The organism is Candidatus Dormiibacterota bacterium (assembly GCA_035544955.1).
GTDB lineage: Bacteria > Chloroflexota > Dormibacteria > CF-121 > CF-121 > CF-13.
The window spans coordinates 1-18,715 of sequence record DASZZN010000046.1 but is presented as its reverse complement, the minus strand read 5'-3'; the positions used below and the strand labels follow the sequence as shown (position 1 = coordinate 18,715).

Annotated in this window: 26 protein-coding genes; 5 read left to right on the top strand and 21 right to left on the bottom strand. The window is 64.5% G+C overall.

What is annotated here, in order from left to right:
- The 5 genes from VHK65_16980 to VHK65_16960 all read right to left on the bottom strand — a co-directional run.
- A partial coding sequence (locus VHK65_16980) for an ABC transporter ATP-binding protein (GenBank protein HVS07843.1) occupies nucleotides 1-909 on the bottom strand: 909 nt, incomplete at its 3' end.
- The gene (locus tag VHK65_16975) at nucleotides 906-1,742 is read right to left on the bottom strand and encodes an ABC transporter permease subunit (protein HVS07842.1); all 837 of its coding nucleotides are present in this window, start codon (nucleotides 1,740-1,742) and stop codon (nucleotides 906-908) included. The genes VHK65_16980 and VHK65_16975, both read right to left, overlap by 4 nt.
- A 22-nt stretch (nucleotides 1,743-1,764) precedes the next feature.
- Nucleotides 1,765-2,664: an ABC transporter permease gene (locus VHK65_16970; protein ID HVS07841.1), complete on the bottom strand. Its 900-nt coding sequence runs from the start codon at nucleotides 2,662-2,664 to the stop codon at nucleotides 1,765-1,767.
- The gene (locus tag VHK65_16965) at nucleotides 2,661-3,764 is read right to left on the bottom strand and encodes an ABC transporter substrate-binding protein (GenBank protein HVS07840.1); all 1,104 of its coding nucleotides are present in this window, start codon (nucleotides 3,762-3,764) and stop codon (nucleotides 2,661-2,663) included. Before VHK65_16965 ends, VHK65_16970 begins: the two co-directional genes overlap by 4 nt.
- 199 nt (nucleotides 3,765-3,963) lie before the next feature.
- On the bottom strand, nucleotides 3,964-4,287 hold the full coding sequence (locus VHK65_16960) for a hypothetical protein (GenBank protein HVS07839.1): 324 nt from the start codon (nucleotides 4,285-4,287) through the stop codon (nucleotides 3,964-3,966).
- 73 nt (nucleotides 4,288-4,360) lie between these two features.
- Here VHK65_16960 and VHK65_16955 point away from each other — a divergent pair, with 73 nt between their 5' ends.
- Nucleotides 4,361-4,789, top strand: coding sequence for a MerR family transcriptional regulator (locus VHK65_16955; protein ID HVS07838.1), 429 nt, complete (start codon nucleotides 4,361-4,363; stop codon nucleotides 4,787-4,789).
- Complete coding sequence (locus VHK65_16950; GenBank protein HVS07837.1) at nucleotides 4,786-5,172, top strand: VOC family protein; 387 nt, start codon at nucleotides 4,786-4,788, stop codon at nucleotides 5,170-5,172. Before VHK65_16955 ends, VHK65_16950 begins: the two co-directional genes overlap by 4 nt.
- A gap of 2 nt (nucleotides 5,173-5,174) precedes the next feature.
- Here the strand turns inward: VHK65_16950 and VHK65_16945 are convergent, their stop codons facing one another.
- The 9 genes from VHK65_16945 to VHK65_16905 all read right to left on the bottom strand — a co-directional run bounded on the left by VHK65_16945 (nucleotide 5,175) and on the right by VHK65_16905 (nucleotide 10,076).
- On the bottom strand, nucleotides 5,175-5,384 hold the full coding sequence (locus VHK65_16945) for a hypothetical protein (protein ID HVS07836.1): 210 nt from the start codon (nucleotides 5,382-5,384) through the stop codon (nucleotides 5,175-5,177).
- Nucleotides 5,381-5,779 carry a VOC family protein gene (locus VHK65_16940; protein HVS07835.1) on the bottom strand — a complete coding sequence of 133 codons (399 nt, stop codon included), beginning with the start codon at nucleotides 5,777-5,779 and terminating at the stop codon, nucleotides 5,381-5,383. Before VHK65_16940 ends, VHK65_16945 begins: the two co-directional genes overlap by 4 nt.
- Before the next feature lie 27 nt (nucleotides 5,780-5,806).
- Nucleotides 5,807-6,316: a pyridoxamine 5'-phosphate oxidase family protein gene (locus VHK65_16935; GenBank protein ID HVS07834.1), complete on the bottom strand. Its 510-nt coding sequence runs from the start codon at nucleotides 6,314-6,316 to the stop codon at nucleotides 5,807-5,809.
- A gap of 5 nt (nucleotides 6,317-6,321) precedes the next feature.
- Complete coding sequence (locus VHK65_16930; GenBank protein HVS07833.1) at nucleotides 6,322-7,458, bottom strand: sigma-70 family RNA polymerase sigma factor; 1,137 nt, start codon at nucleotides 7,456-7,458, stop codon at nucleotides 6,322-6,324.
- 68 nt (nucleotides 7,459-7,526) lie between these two features.
- Nucleotides 7,527-7,880, bottom strand: a complete 354-nt coding sequence (locus VHK65_16925) for a YciI family protein (protein HVS07832.1) — start codon at nucleotides 7,878-7,880, stop codon at nucleotides 7,527-7,529.
- Nucleotides 7,877-8,524 carry a dihydrofolate reductase family protein gene (locus tag VHK65_16920; GenBank protein ID HVS07831.1) on the bottom strand — a complete coding sequence of 216 codons (648 nt, stop codon included), beginning with the start codon at nucleotides 8,522-8,524 and terminating at the stop codon, nucleotides 7,877-7,879. Before VHK65_16920 ends, VHK65_16925 begins: the two co-directional genes overlap by 4 nt.
- Before the next feature lie 86 nt (nucleotides 8,525-8,610).
- Complete coding sequence (locus VHK65_16915; GenBank protein ID HVS07830.1) at nucleotides 8,611-9,267, bottom strand: SOS response-associated peptidase; 657 nt, start codon at nucleotides 9,265-9,267, stop codon at nucleotides 8,611-8,613.
- Between the two features lie 35 nt (nucleotides 9,268-9,302).
- Nucleotides 9,303-9,701 carry a DUF1801 domain-containing protein gene (locus tag VHK65_16910; GenBank protein ID HVS07829.1) on the bottom strand — a complete coding sequence of 133 codons (399 nt, stop codon included), beginning with the start codon at nucleotides 9,699-9,701 and terminating at the stop codon, nucleotides 9,303-9,305.
- Between the two features lie 3 nt (nucleotides 9,702-9,704).
- Entirely contained in the window at nucleotides 9,705-10,076 is a 372-nt protein-coding gene (locus VHK65_16905; protein HVS07828.1) for a VOC family protein, read from the bottom strand.
- 151 nt (nucleotides 10,077-10,227) lie between these two features.
- On the opposite strand from VHK65_16905, the gene VHK65_16900 reads away from it, so the two are divergent.
- Together VHK65_16900 and VHK65_16895 are read left to right on the top strand one after the other, a co-directional pair.
- The gene (locus VHK65_16900) at nucleotides 10,228-11,607 is read left to right on the top strand and encodes a LuxR C-terminal-related transcriptional regulator (GenBank protein HVS07827.1); all 1,380 of its coding nucleotides are present in this window, start codon (nucleotides 10,228-10,230) and stop codon (nucleotides 11,605-11,607) included.
- Nucleotides 11,608-11,620: 13 nt separating this feature from the next.
- On the top strand, nucleotides 11,621-13,330 hold the full coding sequence (locus VHK65_16895; GenBank protein ID HVS07826.1) for a peptide ABC transporter substrate-binding protein: 1,710 nt from the start codon (nucleotides 11,621-11,623) through the stop codon (nucleotides 13,328-13,330).
- Nucleotides 13,331-13,337: 7 nt separating this feature from the next.
- On the opposite strand, the gene VHK65_16890 is transcribed toward VHK65_16895, so the two are convergent.
- Nucleotides 13,338-13,556, bottom strand: coding sequence for a hypothetical protein (locus VHK65_16890; GenBank protein ID HVS07825.1), 219 nt, complete (start codon nucleotides 13,554-13,556; stop codon nucleotides 13,338-13,340).
- 221 nt (nucleotides 13,557-13,777) lie between these two features.
- Here VHK65_16890 and VHK65_16885 point away from each other — a divergent pair, with 221 nt between their 5' ends.
- The gene (locus tag VHK65_16885; protein ID HVS07824.1) at nucleotides 13,778-14,305 is read left to right on the top strand and encodes a hypothetical protein; all 528 of its coding nucleotides are present in this window, start codon (nucleotides 13,778-13,780) and stop codon (nucleotides 14,303-14,305) included.
- Nucleotides 14,306-14,400: 95 nt separating this feature from the next.
- Here the strand turns inward: VHK65_16885 and VHK65_16880 are convergent, their stop codons facing one another.
- The 6 genes from VHK65_16880 to VHK65_16855 all read right to left on the bottom strand — a co-directional run.
- On the bottom strand, nucleotides 14,401-14,841 hold the full coding sequence (locus VHK65_16880; protein ID HVS07823.1) for an ester cyclase: 441 nt from the start codon (nucleotides 14,839-14,841) through the stop codon (nucleotides 14,401-14,403).
- A 63-nt stretch (nucleotides 14,842-14,904) separates the two neighbouring features.
- Nucleotides 14,905-16,032 (bottom strand): FAD-binding protein, encoded by a 1,128-nt coding sequence (locus VHK65_16875; GenBank protein ID HVS07822.1) that lies wholly within the window; start codon nucleotides 16,030-16,032, stop codon nucleotides 14,905-14,907.
- Nucleotides 16,029-16,289, bottom strand: a complete 261-nt coding sequence (locus tag VHK65_16870; GenBank protein ID HVS07821.1) for a hypothetical protein — start codon at nucleotides 16,287-16,289, stop codon at nucleotides 16,029-16,031. The genes VHK65_16875 and VHK65_16870 overlap by 4 nt, the downstream gene beginning before the upstream one ends.
- A gap of 26 nt (nucleotides 16,290-16,315) precedes the next feature.
- Nucleotides 16,316-17,068: a Crp/Fnr family transcriptional regulator gene (locus tag VHK65_16865; GenBank protein ID HVS07820.1), complete on the bottom strand. Its 753-nt coding sequence runs from the start codon at nucleotides 17,066-17,068 to the stop codon at nucleotides 16,316-16,318.
- A gap of 113 nt (nucleotides 17,069-17,181) precedes the next feature.
- On the bottom strand, nucleotides 17,182-18,321 hold the full coding sequence (locus VHK65_16860; GenBank protein HVS07819.1) for a ScyD/ScyE family protein: 1,140 nt from the start codon (nucleotides 18,319-18,321) through the stop codon (nucleotides 17,182-17,184).
- A gap of 293 nt (nucleotides 18,322-18,614) precedes the next feature.
- On the bottom strand, nucleotides 18,615-18,715 hold a 101-nt coding region (locus VHK65_16855; GenBank protein ID HVS07818.1), incomplete at its 5' end, for a deaminase.

The following is an 18,715-nucleotide window of genomic DNA, read 5'->3' as shown; positions in this document are numbered from 1 at the left end:
GGTGGCAGCCTCGCCGTCGCTCGCGATCGTCACCGCTTCGGTGCGCACCAGCGCAATCGCCGGCCCCTCGGCGGCGTCGGGCTGGACCAGGGGCAGCCTCGCGCCGCGCACTTCGACCTCCCCGCCCCGCACGACGCCGGGAAGACGATTGGTGAGGCCGACGAACTCGGCGACGAAGGGCGTCGCCGGCCGCGAGTAGATCGTCGTCGGCGGTCCCAGCTGCTCGATCCGACCCGAGTGCATCACCCCCACGCGGTCGGCGATGGCCAGCGCTTCCTCCTGGTCGTGGGTCACAAACAGGGTGGTGATCCCGACCTCGAGCTGCACCCGACGGATCTCGTCGCGCAGCCGTGCCCGAACCTTGGCGTCGAGTGCGGATAACGGCTCATCGAGCAGCAGGACCTTCGGCTGGATCGCGAGCGCCCGAGCGAGCGCCACGCGCTGCTGCTGGCCGCCGGACAACTGATGGGCGAACCGATTAGCGAATCCGGACAGCCCGACGAGGTCGAGCATTTCGCCCGCCCGCTGGCGCCGCCGGTCGGCGCCCACCTTGCGCATCTGCAGGCCGAACGCCACGTTCTGCCAGGCCGTCATATGCGGAAACAGCGAATACGCCTGGAACACCATGCCGACATCGCGCTTGTTGGTCGGCTGCCCGGTGACGTCCTCACCGCCGACCACCACCCGTCCGCTGTCGGCTTGCTCCAGACCCGCGACCAGCCGCAGCGCCGTCGTTTTGCCACAGCCGGATGGCCCGAGCAGGGCGACCAGCTCGCCCGGGGCCATGGTCAGACTCAAGCCGTCGAGCGCGGTCACCCCCGCGTAGCGACGCTGGAGGTTCTCGAGTCGAACCTCGACACCAGCGCGCGTGGCGGTCCCCACCCCGGCGGCCGCGACCGCAGTCGTCACCTCAGGCCTCCTCCAGCCGCGCCCGGGAACGGGAGACCGGCGCGCTCAGGAGCCACGCGCGCCCGTGCCCGCCCGAAGAACGACAGAATCACGAGCAGGATAAAGGCGAACATCAGCGACGCCACGGAGACCGCGATCGACGTCCCCGCGTTGGCCAGGCCGAGCTGGAAGATTTCGACCTGGAGGTTGAGGTAGCTGAGCAGGTTCGCGAAGGTGAACTCACCCAGGACCAGGGCGACGGAGAGCAGACACGCGTTGAGGAGCGCGCCAGACATGTTCGGCGCAATGACGCGAAACATCACCGTGCCCCAACCAGCCCCCAGGCTGCGAGCCGCTTCCGACAGTGTCTTGACGTCGATTGCGGAAAGACCGGCGTCGAGCGCGCGGTACGCGAACGGCAGCACCAGGATGACGTATGCAAACGAAAGCAGGAAGATCGTATCGACGAGGTTGATCGCCATCCACCGGTAGACGGGCGATAGCCCGACCACGAGGACGATCGCGGGGATGGTGAGGGGCAGGAGGCAGAGGAATTCGATAGTCCGCTTCAGCCGTGGCAGCCGGAGGCGGACCCAGATCATGGTCGGCAGCAGCAGGACCACCATGGCGACGGAGGTGATCGCGGCGAGACCCAGCGAGTCGCGGATGGCCCCAAGCAGGTCGGGGTAGGTCACGATGGTCGTCCACGCATCCAGCGTGCGCGGCGCGCCGACATGGTTGCCTCGCGTGGAAAACTCGAACATCGCACCGATCGGAATGAGGAAGAAGGCCCCGCCCAGGACGAGCACGATCACACGAAACACGCGCAGCCTGAGCCGGCGAGCGCGCGTCATCGGCCGGCCTGGTGAGCTGGGTTCATCGAAGCCACCGCGACGTCCTGCGTTGAAGCAGGGCATAGAGCGTCATCACGATCGCCACGATCACGACCATGCCCAGCGCCAGCGCTTGCGCGAGTCCCGGGTTGCTGCGCCCGGTCTCACTGGTGAGAAAGTTGCTGATCGCGATCGGCACGATTGGATTGCCCTGGCTGATGAGTGCGGCCGCGGTCGCGTAGGCGGAGAACGCGTTGGCGAAGAGCAGCAGTGTGGCGCCGAGGAAGGCCGGGGCCAGCAGCGGACCGGCGACGTAGCGCCAGTAGTGCCAGGTGCCGCCGCCGAGGCTCTCGGTTGCCTCCCGCCATTGCGGGCGGATGCCGTCGAGTGCCGGGAGAAAAACCAGCACCATCAGCGGAATCTGAAAGTAGGTGTAGACGAGGACCAGACCCGGTAGCTCGGTGAGCCACACGCCATTCGCAAAGATGTCGAGGCCGCGGTCCTGAAGCCACAACCTGATGAAACCCACGCTGCCGATGGTGGCGATGAAGGCGAAGGCCAGCGTCACACCGCCGAACTGGGCGAGCACGCCACAAGCGGACGAGACCACCCGACGCAGCACACCGCGTGGGTTTCCGGTGGCGACCGCGTACGCTAGCAGCGCACCGGCCACGGCGCCAACGACGGCACTTGCCGTGGAGATCAGCAGGCTGCTAACAAAGGCGTTGACAACGAACCCCTGGTTCAGATCGGTGATGTTGGACAGGGTCGGGCCATCCTTGCCAGCGAACGCGCCCACGACGACGATCACGGTGGGGAGGAGCAGGAACAGGCCGACGTAAACCAGGAATGGAAGCGCGCCGATCCAATGAAGCGGGAAACGGCGGCCGCCCTCTTGCGGGCGGCGCGCCGTCTTGACGTCCGGATTACCGGCAGCGATCAACCCATGGCCTTGGACCAGTTGTCTTTGAGGTAGGCATTGGCCGCTGCCGCCTGGTCATCGCTCATGAAGACCGGCGTGCCCTTCACCGGCGGTAGCGCCGCCGCCGCGGCCGCGTTGACAGTCCCCGCGGCGGTCATAGCCGCCATGCGAATGGGGTGGGCACCGCCCTTGAGGAACTCGTTCTGGCCTGCGTTCGAATACAGGTACTCCTCCCACAAGCGGGCGGCCGCCGGGTGTGGTGCACCTTTGTTGATGGCCTGCGCGTAGGCAGCAACCACGGGGTTCGCCGGCAAAAAGAGCTTCCACGTCGAGACGTCCTTGACGTGCGTCTGGGAGTTGTAATCCCATTCGAAGAGGACCGGCGTGGTGCCTTCCTTGACCGTAGCCGTCGTCCCGATCACGTTGACCCAGTTGCCCTTCGCCTTCAGCTGCTTGAAGAAATCGACGCCCTTGCTGATGTCATCGAGCGAACCACCGTTGTTTAGGCTCACCTCCATGATCGAGTTCACCGCCTGGTTCGAGCCCAGCGCGTTGCCGGGAAGGGCGACTTTGCTCTTGAAGGCATCACCAAGGAGATCCTGAACCGAAGTGATGGCCGGCACCTTGCTGGAGTCATAGCCGATCGCCATGGCGCCGCTGTAATCCTGGACCCACAGTCCCGTGGGCTCCTTCGAGCTCGCTGCAATATCGCTCCACGTTGAGACCTGATACGGAGCAAAGCGGTCGACATTCTTCAGAGCGACCGCCATACCGACGTCAACCACGTCGGGAGCGCGAGTCGTGCCGGCGAGTGTGCCGATCGCGTCGACCTCCTGCTGGCTGCTGTCGTTGGGAGCGGCCGAATTGACGTGGATGCCGTATTTGTTTTGGAACGCCGTGATGGTGACGCCGTAGTTGGCCCAGTCAGGAGGAAGCGCGATGACGTTCAGCGTGCCCTCTTTCTTGGCCGCTGCGACCAAGGCGTCCATCCCACCCATGTCGGCGGCGGACTTGGCGCTCGCCGCGCTCGTGCTCGCGGCGCTGCTCGAGCCGCAAGCGGTCAGCAGGATCACGGCCCCAGCCAGGATGCCGAGGCGGCGCAGACCGAGGTGCCGGTTCATCTGCCGTCCCCCCCGAGCTGGCCGCCGTTGGCCAGAACGTCGAGTCGCCGAAGCCAAGCGTATTCCATATTCCCCTCCCTTCAGAGTCGGGCTAGTGTGTTCCCACGTTTAACCATCTCCGCCACCGGATGTCAAGGCCGGCTGGTTAAGCCTCGATTACCCGGTCAGGGGCGCGGTCAGGCCGGCTTCTCGCTGCTGGTTACGCTCCGCCTGAGGCGCGAACCAGAGGGGCAAACGTCTCGCGGACTGCACGCTCGCCATCCTGGCCGTTCGCGGTGATCGCCAGTGTGATCCCGTCCGGCGAATCCGACATCGCGAAGGCCATCCAGGCGCAGCATTCGGCCTCCAACCGGACAAGCTCAGTGAGCGAGTCCCCAAGGCCGCGGGCTGCAGCGAAGCGAAAGCTGAGGCCGCCGGCTATGGTGGCGGACGCCGCGATATAGCTTCCGACCTTGAGCCACGCGGCCTCTCGGTCCTGATAGTCAGCGGTGGTCAGGGTACACACCAAATCGTTCTCTTGCATGCTCACTACGCTCGCACTTCAAGTAGACTTGAAGTCAAACATGAACACGAAATTGCTACAGACTGGCACGTCCGTGAAGGCGTCTCTCGGCATCGGAGAGGTTGCGGCTGCCACCGGTCTCCACGCATCGGCCATTCGATACTACGAAGACGCCGGCGTCTTGCCAAAAGCCGATCGGGTGAGCGGCAAGCGCCGCTACCACCCAGAGACGATTGATCGTCTCATGCTGATTCGATTCTGTAGCCGCCTTGGCATGCGACTGGTCGACATACGGGGGCTGCTGGCCACTCCCGCGGGAAGTCGGGCAAAGGCATACTGGCGCCGACTCGTCGATGGCAAGCTCGACGAGATTGCTGATCTGATCAATGCGGCGCAGGGGGTCGAACGCATCCTTCGCGAGAGCCGCGACTGCGATTGTGTGACCATGGCGAGCTGCGCGTTTCTCAGGGAGGAGCGGGCAAAGCCGCCTCTTTCCTCACGAGACAGGCGGATCCAGGCATGAGTTCCGCAGCAACTCGGAGCATCGCTCCGTGGCTGACCGTACGTGACGCCCAACAGGCCATCGACTATTACAAGGCCGCGTTCGGGGCGGTCGAGCTCTATCGTCTCCCCGCCGACGACGGGACCGTCGCCGTCGCACAACTCTCGGTCGGAGGCGCGGTGTTCTGGGTCCAAACTGACGGCAACGCCGGCACTGCTGAGCCGGGCGCCGGATCGGTGCGGATGATCCTGTCGGTCGACGATCCGGACTCGGTCTTCGAGCAGGCGGTCGCAGCGGGCGCGACGGTGGTGGCGGCGATCCACGAGGAATACGGTTGGCGAACCGGGCGCGTCACCGATCCCTTTGGCCACGATTGGGAGATGAGCAAACAGCTCACCTCGTAGGGCTACGCCGGCGTCGCCGAGGTGATGTGCTGGTGGTGGACCGTGACGCGTTTCCCTGGGGCGCCGTTCGGCTCGACCGTCAGGACGAGGCCGTCTGCGGCCTCGATCATCCCCAGGACGCGCCCGGTCACGACCGGCGCTCCAGGCGCGTCCGGTAGGAGCCGCAACGTTACGGTCTGCCCCTTGAGTCCGCGGATCTGTTCGACATTCATTGCGGTGTACCCTCCCTCTGTTCGATCACTGACAGGAAATTCCCGGCGGGGTCCTTGAACCAGGCGATGTCCGGGCCCCTATTCTGCGCCCTGCCGCGCAAGATGCCTTTCTCATCTGTCTTCGCACCATCGTCGTGCTCGAACTGGACGCCTCGACTCGTGAGATCATCGACCGCCGCGTCGATGTCATCGACCCCGAAATTCAAGATGGTGAACGTGGCCGGCTGGTGATCGTGCTTGGGGTAGGCAAAGACGGTACCGCCACCAGGCAAATGGAGCCTCACCCCTACCCCATCGTCCTCGACTTTCAATCCCAGCGTCTCGGCATAGAACTTCTTCGCGGTTGGTAGATCGCTCACGGAAAAGCCGCTGAACGCCGCCTTTGCCCTAAACATGCTTTCTCTCCTTGTATCCGGCGCCACCTAGAAGCGCCAACGGGTCGCACTGTAGTGTTTCCCCCTGCCGTAGCCAAAAACTCTTGTCGGACTGACCTCGTAAACGAGGACCTCACCGCCGTCGCCGAATGCCGTGAAGTCGGTCGCTTTGAAATTAAAGGGAGGATCGTACTTCGTCGCGAAGCCGTCGGCTACGCGCTGGAGCGTGGCCTTGTCGCGCACCACGACAGCGTCGCCCTCCACAACCAGGTCGAGACCCTCGGCGAGACGGTTACACCCGGTCGTGATGACGCAGTGGGAGTTCTGTGCGAGGTTGTGCGCCTTGCGTTCGGTGCCGCCGGTGGAGAAGTACAACGCGCCATCGATCCAGACCGCCACCATCGGCGTGACGTGCGGTCGCCCGTCAGCACGCATGGTCGATAGCCAGTACACCTCGGCCTTCTCGAGCTGCCGGCGCGCCAGCGACCACGGCGTCGCCGTCGCGCCCTCGCTGCTGAACTGCTGGTGCAGTTCCGTGGCCGGCTCTCTTTCAGCCACGTCGTCTACTCCTTTCGCTCGAGCTCCGTGACCGCCTGACGGCGACGCTGCAAAAAGTCCCGCTCGGCCGCGTTCTCGGCGCGGGCGATCGCCGCATCGTACGCCAACGCCGCCTCAGCGTTACGACCCAGTCGCCGGAGGAAGTCGGCGCGCACAGCGTGGAATAGATAGTAGCCATCGAGCTCGAGGCCGTCGACGAGGGTCAGTGCCGCATCCGGTCCCTCGACCTCGGCGACGGCGACCGCGCGGTTGAGCGCGACGACCGGGCTCGGAGCGATTGATTGGAGCTGGTTGTAGAGCTGCAAGATCTGCCACCAGTCCGTGGCGGCCGCATCGGTTCCATCGGTGTGCACGGCGTTGATCGCCGCCTGGATCTGGTACGGACCGGGCTGGTTACGCTCGAGGCATTGCCGCACGATGGCCTGCCCTTCGTCGATGAGGTCGCGATCCCAGAGGCCGCGGTCCTGGTCAGCCAGTAGGACGAGAGAGCCATCCAACGCCGTGCGGGTGGATCGGCGCGACTGGACGAGCAGCATGAGCGCGAGCAATCCCATGACCTCCGGTTCGTCGGGCATGAGGTGGACAAGGAGCCGTCCGAGCCGGATTGCCTCCGCGCAGAGCTCTTCACGGACAAGGCGGTCACCCGAACTCGCCGCATACCCCTCGTTGAACATGAGATAGACGACGGCCAGCACGGCCCGAAGCCGGCCCGGGAGATCAGCCTCATTCGGAACCCGGTACGGGATGCGCGCATCACGGATCTTGCCCTTCGCGCGGACCAACCGTTGAGCCATCGTTGCTTCGGAGACCAGGAAGGCGCGCGCGATCTCGACGGTCGTGAGCCCTCCGAGAAGTCGGAGCGTAAGTGCAACCTGCACGCTGACGGCGAGCGCAGGGTGGCAGCAGGTGAAGATCAGGCGCAGCCGGTCGTCGCGCACGGCGCCCTCCTCGGCCGGTTCGCCCTGGGCGTGCAGCAGGACGGCCTGGGCGTGACGGTCCTCGCGGGAGGCCTCTCGGCGAAGCCGATCGATCGCCCTGTTGCGGGCTGTCGTAATGATCCAACCCGCCGGGCTGGGCGGGAGTCCGCCGGATGGCCATCGTTGCAAGGCCGCCGTGAAGGCGTCCTGGACCAGCACGGCCACCGCGCGTCCGTACTCTTCACGGAATACACGTTCAATTTCCGAGGCCGCAAGGGCGCTCCCGCCAGCGATCAGTCCTCTCTCTCCTCTTGGAACGGTCGCACCTCGATCGGGAGGGTAATCACCCGCGCTAGCTTGCGACCCCAGTCGAGCGCCGCGTCGAGGTCGGGCGCGCTGATGATGCAGATCCCGCCGATATGCTCCTTGCCCTCAGCGTAGGGGCCATCGGTCATCAGCAGTTCGCCGGCCTGCAGCCGCAGGACGGTCGCCGTGCTGGCCGGGTGCAAACCGCCGTTGAAGACCCAGGCACCGGCGGCCTTCATCTCGCGAATCACGACGTCGACATCCTGCATGATCCGTTTCAGGTCGACGGACGGCGGAGGAGGGCCGTCGGGTTGATTGACGCTGAGCAGATATTGCTTCATCGACCGGTTCCTTCGAACGCCCCGGCCCTAGCGGGGCTCAGGTCCTTGGCTCCGGTCGTTTCGGCGGGCTGATAGGTTGCGATCACGACACCGGTGGTTGTCGTCTTGGCGTCGATGAGCCGGAGTGCGGCGAATTGACCTTGGTCGGTGAAGAGGCGGTGCCCGGATCCCAGCACCAGCGGGTGAATCAGGAGCACGTATTCGTCGACGAGGTTGCGCCGCATCAACGACTGCAGCAGGACGCCACTGCCGAGCACGACGAAATCCTGGCCGGGCTGCGCCTTCAGCCGGGCCACGGCCTCCGCCGCGTCGCCCTTGAGCAGCGTGGAGTTGACCCACGGCAGCGGCTCTTTCAGGGTCGTCGAAGCGACGTACTTCTTGGTCTTGTTCAGCACCGCGGTGAAGGGATTGCCGTCGGTCCGCTTGGGCCAGACGCCGTAGAAGTCCTCGTAGGTCCGTCGCCCGAACAGCAGCGCACCGGTCGACGCCATGCTTCCTCCCGAGACGGCGCCCAGCACCGAATCGGCATAGGGAAGTGCCCAGCCGCCGTGCGCGAAGCCGCCACGGCGATCCTCGTCTGGCCGGCCGGGCGCTTGCATCACCCCGTCCAGCGTGAGACTCGTGAACGCAACGATCTTGCTCATTTCTGCTCCTCTTGACAGTACCGCCGGCACCTGTGGCCGTCTTCAGCTTCTATACGAATGGCCTGCGGCCAGATCGACAGCTCCCCCTAGCCGGGAGGGATCAGGTCGAGCTGGAACTGGGGCGGCAAGGCTTGCGGATCGAGCAGCTCGGGACCTTGATTCCGCACATCGTTCACGAGAGGCGACGCGGGCACCAGGCGCAGCCATCCGTCGGGACACGGTTTGAGGAAGCCGGCGATCTGCTGTAGGGACAGGTCTTCGAGCACCCAGGTCGCGGCGTCGTCGTCGTTGAGCACCACCGGCATGCGGTTGTGAAGGGACACGATGTCCCCATTCGGAACCGTCGTGAGGATGGTCGCGGCGAGCCTTCCCTCCCACGTTCCGAGCAGTCCGGCCAGATTGAGGACCGCCCCGTCCTCCCGTGAAATGGCGATCGGCATCCGCCGCCCACCAACGCTGCGCCACTCGTAGAAGTGGCTGGCCGGCACAAGGATTCGCTGACCGAGCAGGAGTCGGTGGTAGGAGGGCCTGGCGATCGCGGTCTCCGAGCGGATGTTGAAGAGGCCGCCCTTTCTGCCGTCGATACCCCAGCGCACCAGATCGGCACTGTGAGGGCCGACGGCCACGACCGGATCCGTCGGCGCGATGTTGTAGCGAGCCTCCTCCTCGGGCGCATCGCGCAGCCAGGCATACGTGGCCAGCAGCTCGGCCCGGTTAAACGAAAAGGAGATTCGACCGCACACTGCTTGTTACCTGGCTCGACTTGGGTTGGCAGCCGCTACCGCGAGACGCCGCCGAGCTTGAACGCCTTACGCACCAGCTGTTTGACGGCCGGCCGCTCCGCGTCGGCGGGCTCCCTGAGCGTGATGAATCGAGAGTCCTTTCCGGAGCCCTCGAGCAGGCCGCTGCCGTCATCGAGCTCGCGGCCATGGTAGAAGAACAGGGTCGAGTGCCGCGGGAAAGTGCCGATTCCAACCACGTTCGTACCGTCCACCGCGTAACGGACGATCTTCCACATGTACGTGCTCGACCGCGGAGGCTGGCTTTGATAACTGATCTCGTCCGCCTTCGGGGCGACGGCCTGCACCGTCCGGCGGGCTGCCTGCACGATGGGACGCACCGACGGCGGGATCTTCTTGATGTGCTCCGAAACGGGGATTTGCTTGGTGGCGGCCATCTCTTAGTTGCGCTTTGGCAACTGTTGTACCGCCCATTTGTTGCCGTCGGGATCGCTGAAGTACACGAACCTGCCCCACGACAAGTCCTCGATGTCGCTGACCGCGACACCGCGCTCGGCAAGCTGCTTGTGCGCGATCTCGATATCCGGCACCACCATCTGCAGACCCTCGATTGACCCGGGCTTCATCTTCGTCAATCCGGTGCCGATGTAGATCGAGCACGCCGAACCCGGCGGCGTCAGCTGCACGAAGCGCAAATTCTCGTTGACCTGCTGATCATGATCGGCGTTGAAGCCGACCTTGTCCACGTAAAACGCTTTGGCCCGGTCTACGGCCGATACCGGCACCGCCACCAGTTCAATTTTCCAATCCATGAGTTCGGTTTCCTCCTCAGCGTCTCTCTCGAAAGGACCTTGTCCATAGTAGGACCGCTGACCAGTTACCGGGGTTGCCGCAAGAAGGCGACCGCCGACAACGAGATCAGAACTTAGCGATTTGGAGGTCGGCGCAAAATAGTAGCGTCCGATGAGCACGGCCTCGCCAGCCCTATCCCGGCGCGAACGCGAGGTCGCGGCACTCGTCGCCGAAGGCCTGAGCAACCGCGAGATCGCCGAGCGCCTCTTCATCTCGGAGCGCACCGCCGAGGGTCATCTCGAGCAGATCCGCAACAAGCTTCGATTCAAGTCTCGGGCGCAGGTTGCCGCCTGGGTTGCCGCCGACTCTACCCGGTTGGCACCGGCGGCCCCCCTGCCGCGAGCGCAATCAACAGTCCGGGCCCCAAGTAGGCCCCGACTCCGACCGGGCTGGTTATGGGCGGTTGGCGGGCTGATGGTCGCGGTTTCGGCGGGCCTCCTCCTCTTCGCTGCCATGCGTCCGTCACTCCTCGCCGACAAGCCCTCTGGTCCGCGCATCACGACCTTCGCTGGCACCGGTCGGGCGGCTGTTTCGCAGGATGGCTCCGCACCCAGTGCCACCGATCTCGCCGCTGTCGCCGGCATTACGGTGAGTCAGAACGGGGATGTCTACTTAGCCGACGCCTATCGGATTCGCATGGTGCATGACAACGCTGTCTCCACGGTGGCCGGCAGCAGCAACAACTACCCAGGCTACTCAGGCGACGGCGGCCCGGCACTGCAGGCTCAGCTGTCAATTTCGGAAGCGGGGGCGTATGCGATCAACCGCGGGACCGCGGGGCTGGCTCTCGACCAGGCCGGAGACCTCTACCTCACCGACACCGGTAACAACCGCGTGAGGAAAGTCACGTCAGGCAATATCCGTCTGATATCGACTGTAGTAAACGGTCCAGAACCCAGGGGATGCGCGACTGACCCGCAGGGAGACGTGTTCGTGGCGGAGACCGGCGCAAACCTGGTCGTCAAGGTGGATGCGAGCGGTGCGGTGACGACCGTTGCGGGGACCGGCCGGGCGGGCTGGAGCGGCGATGGTGGCCAAGCGACCTCTGCCGAGCTCAGCGCGCCAGAAGGCCTCGCTGTCGATCAACAGGGCAACCTCTACATTGCTGACGCGGGCAACGACCGTGTTCGCAAGGTCACCCCTGACGGCGTAATCACCACCATCGCCGGCAATGGCAGCACTGGATCCGCAGGCGACGGTGGCCGTGCTGTAAAAGCAGAGCTCTTCATCCCGACCGGGCTCGCTGTGGATGCGCATGGAATCCTCTACATCGCGGATAGCGCCAACAACCGCGTTCGCAAAGTCGATCTCGCCGGCAACATCTCAACCCTGGTCGGAACAGGGCAGGCCGGCTACGCAGGTGATAGCGGACCGGCCGCCGCGGCCCAGCTCAACAACCCGGTGGCCCTGGCGGTTGATGGCGCCGGGAACCTGTATATCGCTGATCTAGGAAACAACCGGGTGCGGCTGGTTCGCCTCGTGAGCGGCTGAGATCGACGGCGGTATGCTGGCTCTCCGCCGAACGGCGCTGCTTGCCGCGACAGCGCTCGTGGTGGTCGCCTGCCAGCCGGCGGGGCCGCCGCCCAAGGAGCTTGCCACCACCCAGATCCTGCGACTCGCGATCGCGTCGGACATCAGCAGCCTCGCACCGTTGGACCCGCCGCAGATCGGCCCCGGATTTACGTACGCGATCGGCACCAATATCTTTGGGGGCCTATACCGCTTCAACGACCATCTGCGGCTGGTGCCGGATATTGCGAGCGGCAGCCCGGACGTCTCGACAGACGGCCGGACGTATACGTTCCACCTGCGCCAAAACGTAACGTTCTCAAACGGCGATCCGGTGACATCTGCCGACTTCGTCTACAGCTGGAACCGGGCCGCGCCGGCGCAGAACTACTCAAATTTCACCTTTGGCGCGATCGACGGGTACCACGCGATCGTCGACGCCGCCAGTGCGAAGCAGCCGATCCCACCGCTGACCGGTCTGTCTGCTCCCGATGCGCGCACCCTGGTGGTCCATCTAACCGCCCCCACGAGCGATTTCCTGGCAACGCTCGCACTGCCGGGCGCCTGGGTGGTCGACGCGAAGGCGATCGCGGCGGGCGGCCAGGCGACCTGGTGGACGAACCCGGATGGGCTCGTTGGCACCGGGCCGTTTCGCTTGACAGCTCGAACCCGGAACGAGTCACTGGTCTTCACCCCTGTCCCCCACTGGTGGGGCGGCAGCACCGGAGAATTGACCCGAGTCGAACTGCAGGTTCTCCCACCCGGAGCGAGCCAATGGCAGGCCTACCAGACCGGCAAAGTTGACGTTCTCGGCTTCGCCGCACCGGTTAGCGCGGCTGGACTCCCTGAGCTCACCTCGAGCCTTGGTCCTCAGCTCAGGAACCTGGCCTCGGACCCGGTGCACCGCGCGGAGATCCATACCTGGCCATTTGGTCACACGGATTGGGTCGGTTTTAACTTCCAGGCCGGTCCGTTCTCCGGGGCCCAGGGTCGCGACTTACGCCAGGCCTTCAGCCAGGCGATCGACCGCTCGGCGCTGGCGCAGGCAGTATGCGAGAACGGATGGATCTGTACACCGGCAAACGGTGGCCTTATCACGAAGGGCCTTCAGGGATACCTGGGGGACCGAGCCGACACAACCGCACGCTTCGACCCGGCCACGGCCCGGGCCACGATTGAGCGCCTGGACCCAGGTGGGTCGCGACTGCGCGGACTGGTTTACACGTACGGTCCGCCGTCGCCGTTCCTCGAGAGCGTCGCAAGCAATCTCCACGACCAGTGGAAGGCCAACCTCGGCCTGGACATTCCGGTTCATGCGCTGGACCCGGCGACCTTCTTTTCTGTCGCGTTGCCGCGGGAGCAGCTGACACTCTTCCGGGGCACCTGGGTGGCTGACTATGACCATCCGAAAGACTGGTTCGACAACCTCTTCACTACCTCGGCCGACCAAGTCGGCAACGACAGTACTGGATCCGGATACTCCAATCTCACAGTCGACTCCGTCGTGGCGGCGGCAGACCGCCTGCCGCTGGATGGTGCGCTAGCCGGGTATCAGCGGGCCGGGCGCTTGCTGCTGGACGATCAGGCGATGGCGGCGCTCTTCTACTGGTCGCGGACGGAGCTTGTAAAACCGTACGTCGACGGCTATGGCGCCAATCTGCTTCTCGATTACAGCTGGACGCCGGTCCGTATCCTGTCGCACTGAGAAAGCCCTAGCAGGCCTTATGTCCCCGAATCCACAGACACGCATTGGCGCGTGGACTGGAGTCGGCGTTGTCGTGGATGACGAGCACCTGCGTCCGGCCTGGAACGAGCGTAGGCGGCTTGAGCACGTAGGCCAACGTGCCTCCCAGAATCATCGCGGCCGCCAGCGCGAAGATCAGCGGGAACAATAGCGGCGGCAACCGATCGAACCGGAGTCGAGCGAGCATCGCGAGTTCCTCCTTGTCGGATCGGAATGCGTTCATGGTGAAGAGAAGGCGGTCGCTGCACATCGGGCGAACTACGCGACCCGATACCTGTTTCTGTACCTGTTAAGGGAGCCTGATCTGAAACAGGTGTTTTTCCCCTTCGTCTGGAGGCCCCGCCGGCCCTAGCGTTGCCCCAACGGCCCAGCATCCGGCGAGCCGAATAAATCTGGAGGCGGTCAATCATGGAAATCACGAAAGCGTTCCGCGGGACAACGTTCTCGAGAAGGACGGCGTTCGTTATCACGGTGCTGACGGCATTGATACTCGGGGCGGGGGCCCTGGCCGCCTCAGGCCAAGTGAACGCAAGGGCCGGAGATGGCGTCGAACTCACCTATACGAAATGGTTCTCGCCAGCCTTCCCCCATATGGTTGGCGTGGTCGGCGGCGACATCGAGGGCACGTTTAGCGGCACGGTTCTTGATATCAGCACGCCCGGCGACAAACGGTTTACGTACCTAACAGCTCGATACAACGTCATAGCCAACGACCCGTCGAAGTCCTTTTCCGCGATGCTCGTAGGCAGGCAGGACAATCAAAAGCTCACCGCCGTGCTCAGCGGTTACGTCTCGGCAGGTTACCTGGTGGGCGATCGCGTGCTCGCGCAATACACGGTATTCAGCTGTGCACGGTCAGCTAACGGTCGCTGCTTCACAGGCACGATCCGGCTCACTGGAGGCGCAGAGGTCGACGGCTCGGACCAGCGGGAGTAGGTAGGGAAAGACCAGTCGTCCCGCGACATGCCGTCCAGAAACCGGGTTGCGCCCGGCGCTTGCTGCGCCAGGGGCGCAACCCTAAACGCTGCTTGCTACCGGGACGCCGGCTGCTTCAATGACGGCGCCGGTTTCCCGGTTAGCTGGTAATGGAAGCCGAGCCCGCTAGTCTCCCACCAGCTCTCCACGATTTTTCCGCTGGCGATCCGATCGATTCCAATCATCGCGAACGTGAGTCGCCTGCCGGTCGGCGGACCGTAGGTCTTCGAATCCTTAGTATGGGTGCCGGTCACCGTTACGCGTAAAGCAACTTTGTCCCCGTCGGCAACGAGGTCGTCGATGTCGGTGCGCGCATCAGGGAACCCCGACAGGATGACCTCCATCTCCTTCTTCATGTCCTCGCGACTACTCTTCGAGCCATCCCGGCTGTCCCAACCGATCCAATCGGCGGCATAGAACCGATCGAAGGCTGCGAGGCCTTCGTCGTTTTCGGCGTCAATCGAGCGGCGAATGAGAGCCTTATTCTCTTCGGACATCGCAATCCCTCCAACCACAAGCGGCCTTTGACGACCCAGTAATAGACCTCCGTTCGGAGACTGTCAAGGAGGGCCTCCTGGCTTGATGTTCTGGTTCAGGCGAAAGACGTTGTCGGGATCGTATTGACGCTTGAGGCGGCTGAGCTTCGTGTACTTCTCGGCGCCGTAGGATGCCTTTAACCGTTCTTCCGGCTCCTCATCGGCAAGATTGACATAGGTGCCGGACGCGTACGGCTCGAGCGCATCCGAGGAGCTCCGGGCCCAGTCGCGGCAGGCTAGCCTCTGCGACTCGTGTTCCCAGACGCCCAGGAACAGGGCGAGCCCGGCAGCGGACCGGCCGCCGAACGCTGTGGCGGCTTCGGGGACCCGGGCCACGGCCCCGCCCATCTGGATCACGAGCGCCTGCGAAGGCCCAGGCGGCATTTTGGGCGTCGTGGCATGGATGGCGTCGAGCACACCGTCCGAGTAGGAGTTGATGTAGTGCGACTTGAGGTAGCATCGCGTGCCCCACGGCATCGCCGGGTCGAGCATCTGTTGCAGCAGACCGTACGGGATGGCGCCCAGCGCGTCAAAGAGCGGCGGCCCAAACGAACGCAGTTCCTTGAGCCCACGTTCAGCGTCCGGCTGGTCCGTGCCGGCAACGACAATCGCATAACCAGGCTTGAACCGAAGGGCCTCTGGCACGAACGGGGCCGGCGGTGCATGCAGGTACCCCAGGATGGTCGTGATTGAGTCCGGCGCCCGAGCTATGAACTCGCGATAGAGCCGCATCAGCTGGGGCCCGTCTTCGGGCTTGTAGAAGACCATCCCGCCGAAGACCGTGCCACTGAATTCGCGCAACTGGAACTCGAACTTGGTGACAATCCCATAGTTTGCGCCCGCCCCCCGAAGAGCCCAGAACAGGTCCGGGTGTTCATCCTTGCTCACCCGCAGCAGCCGTGAGTCGGCGGTGACCAGCTCGGCCGAAATCAGGCTGTCGGCAGTCAGGCCAAAGCGGCGCATCAGGTGGCCGACGCCGCCACCGAGGGTCAGTCCGGCGACACCCGTGTGGCTTACGTGGCCACCCGTGACGACCCAGCCCACCGGCACGGTCTTCGCATCGACTTCAGCCCAAACGGCACCGCCGCCGACGATGGCGCGCCCAGTGGATGCGTCAACTGTCACAGCGTTCAACCGCCGCAGATCGATCACCAGCCCACCGTCGCAAATGGAATGTCCCGGGAAGCTGTGCCCGCCCATCGCACCGCAATCGGGAGCCCGCTCTGGAGGCCAGCCCGCAACGCCGCCACGACGTCGCCTGCACTCGTGCAGCGGGCGATTGCGACCGGCCGACGATCGATGTCGCCGTTCCAGATCTTGCGGGCTTCGTCATATGCCGGGTTGGAACGCGTGATGACGTCGCCGACTATCGATTTCTCGAGCGTTTCCGCTGGAAAGACTCCGCCCATTGTATGTCGAGCTTCCTGCCTTCGGTTCACCCCGCGGTCGACGATCGAGTCGGGCGGTCTACCGATCGGCTGAGCTCCCACTCCGCCGGCGCCGACCAGGCGTAGCGCAGGCGCAACTTGTCAACGTCGGGGATGACCAGCTCGCCGGCTCGGCGGATCACGTCACCGTTGTTGAGAAGTCGCTGGAGCGCTCGGTTGACACTCTCGCGGCTGGCGCCCACCATCGCGGCGAGCTCATGTTGCGCGAAATGGCGGCGGATCAGCAGGCCGTCATCGCAACGCTGGCCATACGTTTCGCTCAGATCGAGGAGCTTGCATGCGATCTTGCCAGCCAGGTGCTGGAAGGCCAACTCGGATGCGTTCAGGTCGCGCTGGCGTATCCAGCGCGAGTAGACGCCTAGCATGCGCATCATGAGGCCGGGATGGGCACGCAGGTGTGTGATCAGCGCTTCGCGTGGGATCTCCACGACGTCAAGGGCTGTTCCGGCCCGCGCATCCACGACTCGAACCGGCACAAGGTCGAAGAAGGGAAGCTGGCCGCACGCGTCGCCTTCGTGATAGGCCTCGACCATGAACTCCTCGCCATCGGGGCCCAGGCGTGACAAGACAACCTCCCCACTGACGATGACGAACATTGCGTCCGCTGCGTCCCCCGCGTGCCAGAGGTAGTTGGCGTGCTCGAAATGTCGGCGCCTGCAAAACCTCTCGAGCTCCGCGAACTCCTCCGGCCGCGCACCGCGGAAGAGGGCCGCCACCGCGAGCACCTCCGCATAGCCCATTCCGCATCAAGAGTAGCGCTGCGTGGCGCGCGATGCTAGGGAGACCGAAAAGGATCGGTCGTTTCGGGAACGATGCCCGGGTGCCGTACTCACCAGCACCCGGGCCTTGGCCGTCAGTCGTTGTCAGCCTCCTGGGGAACGCTGATCTTCATGATCTGGCCCGCTCCTGGCGGGAAACCGAGTCCGTTGACCGACACATAGAGGTTGTGGTCCGGCCCGAACGCCATCCCGGTGGGCAGGGAGAGACCGCTCACGATAACGGTCCGCGAGCCGCCACTGATCCGAATCACCTTGCCATTGCCGGGGGACGGAAAGCCGGGCGCATCGTTCATCTCAAGAACGTAGAGGGCACCGTTTTCATCGAAGCTCAGGCCCAGGATCGTAGATAGGCCATCGGCAAAAACCGTGAAGTCGCCAGTACGCGGGTTCACTTTGAAGACCTGCGCCTTTCCCGGGTTAATCGGGAATGGAGTCAGTGTGCCCACGTAGAGCCAGCCGTCGCGGTAGGTAATCCCGGTAGGCCCGCGCCAATCGATGTTGCCGGGAAAGAACCTCGAGAAGTCGACCACTCGGCTGACATGGCCGTTGGCGCTGATGCGGTCGATCTCCTGGTGGTTCGGCTCCGTGGCGTAGAGCGTGCGCCCGACCGCGACGAAGCTGTACCAGGTCCCATCGGGCTCGAAGTCACCAGTCGCGGGATTGTCGTCAGGGTTGGCAACAGGATTCGCCGCAAGGAAGGCGGATAGGTTGGCCAAACGGCGAGTTTTGCCATCGCTCACCCGCAGCACTTCATTGGCCGTCCCGGCGAGGCCATGCGAACAGCCGGCGCCGGAGATGAGCGCGACCAACCTGCCGTGCGCGAAGGTCACATCGGCCACCCCACTGACCAGACCGCCCGAGGCGGGGCCGGTTTGGCTCGACGGCAGCCCATCGACGACCGTGGTCCGGGTCCCGTCGCGCGAGATCTTGGATATGCGCCCCGTCATTGCCCCCGTATACGGCCCCACCGGTGGCGGAACCTGCAGACATTGGCCTACAGTCGACGTAGTACCGCCTGTACCGCCTTCAGCCACATAGAGCGTCCCGTCCTTGTCGAAGGCGAGTCCGCGTGGACTGTCGAGTCCGGTCGCAAAAACGGTCGCCACCGAAGTCGAGGCGGGCGCCGCTCCAGCAATCGTGGCAGCCGATCCGCCTTCAACGATCGAGATAGATAGCGCGGTCACCGCAGCCGCCGATAGAGTCCGTAATGACATCCTCCACCTCCTGTCTTCAGCGCCGAAAATTGCTGTTGTTGGAGCGCCGAACCGCGTTTGAGGTTAGAAGGGTCATCTTCCGCGCGCAGTGACGATCGTCACAGCCGGCAAGGCGCGCAAGGAGCCTAGTGGACTGTCCGAACGACTTGTATGGCGATCATGCGATGCGCCTCGTGGGATCGGCCTAGGCGCACCGGAACGGCTTGGCGGTCTCGTCAGGTTGGTCGAGACTTTGGAAGGCCTGGCCCGAGTCGCTCCATGATGCGGCCGGCTCGGGCTAGCAAGCCCGATGGCTACCTTCTCGGCTCGTACCGCATCGCCACTGCCCCCGAGCCGAACTCCAGCCGGCTCACGAGCTTCAAGTCGACATGCTTCGATAGCCCCGCGAACAACG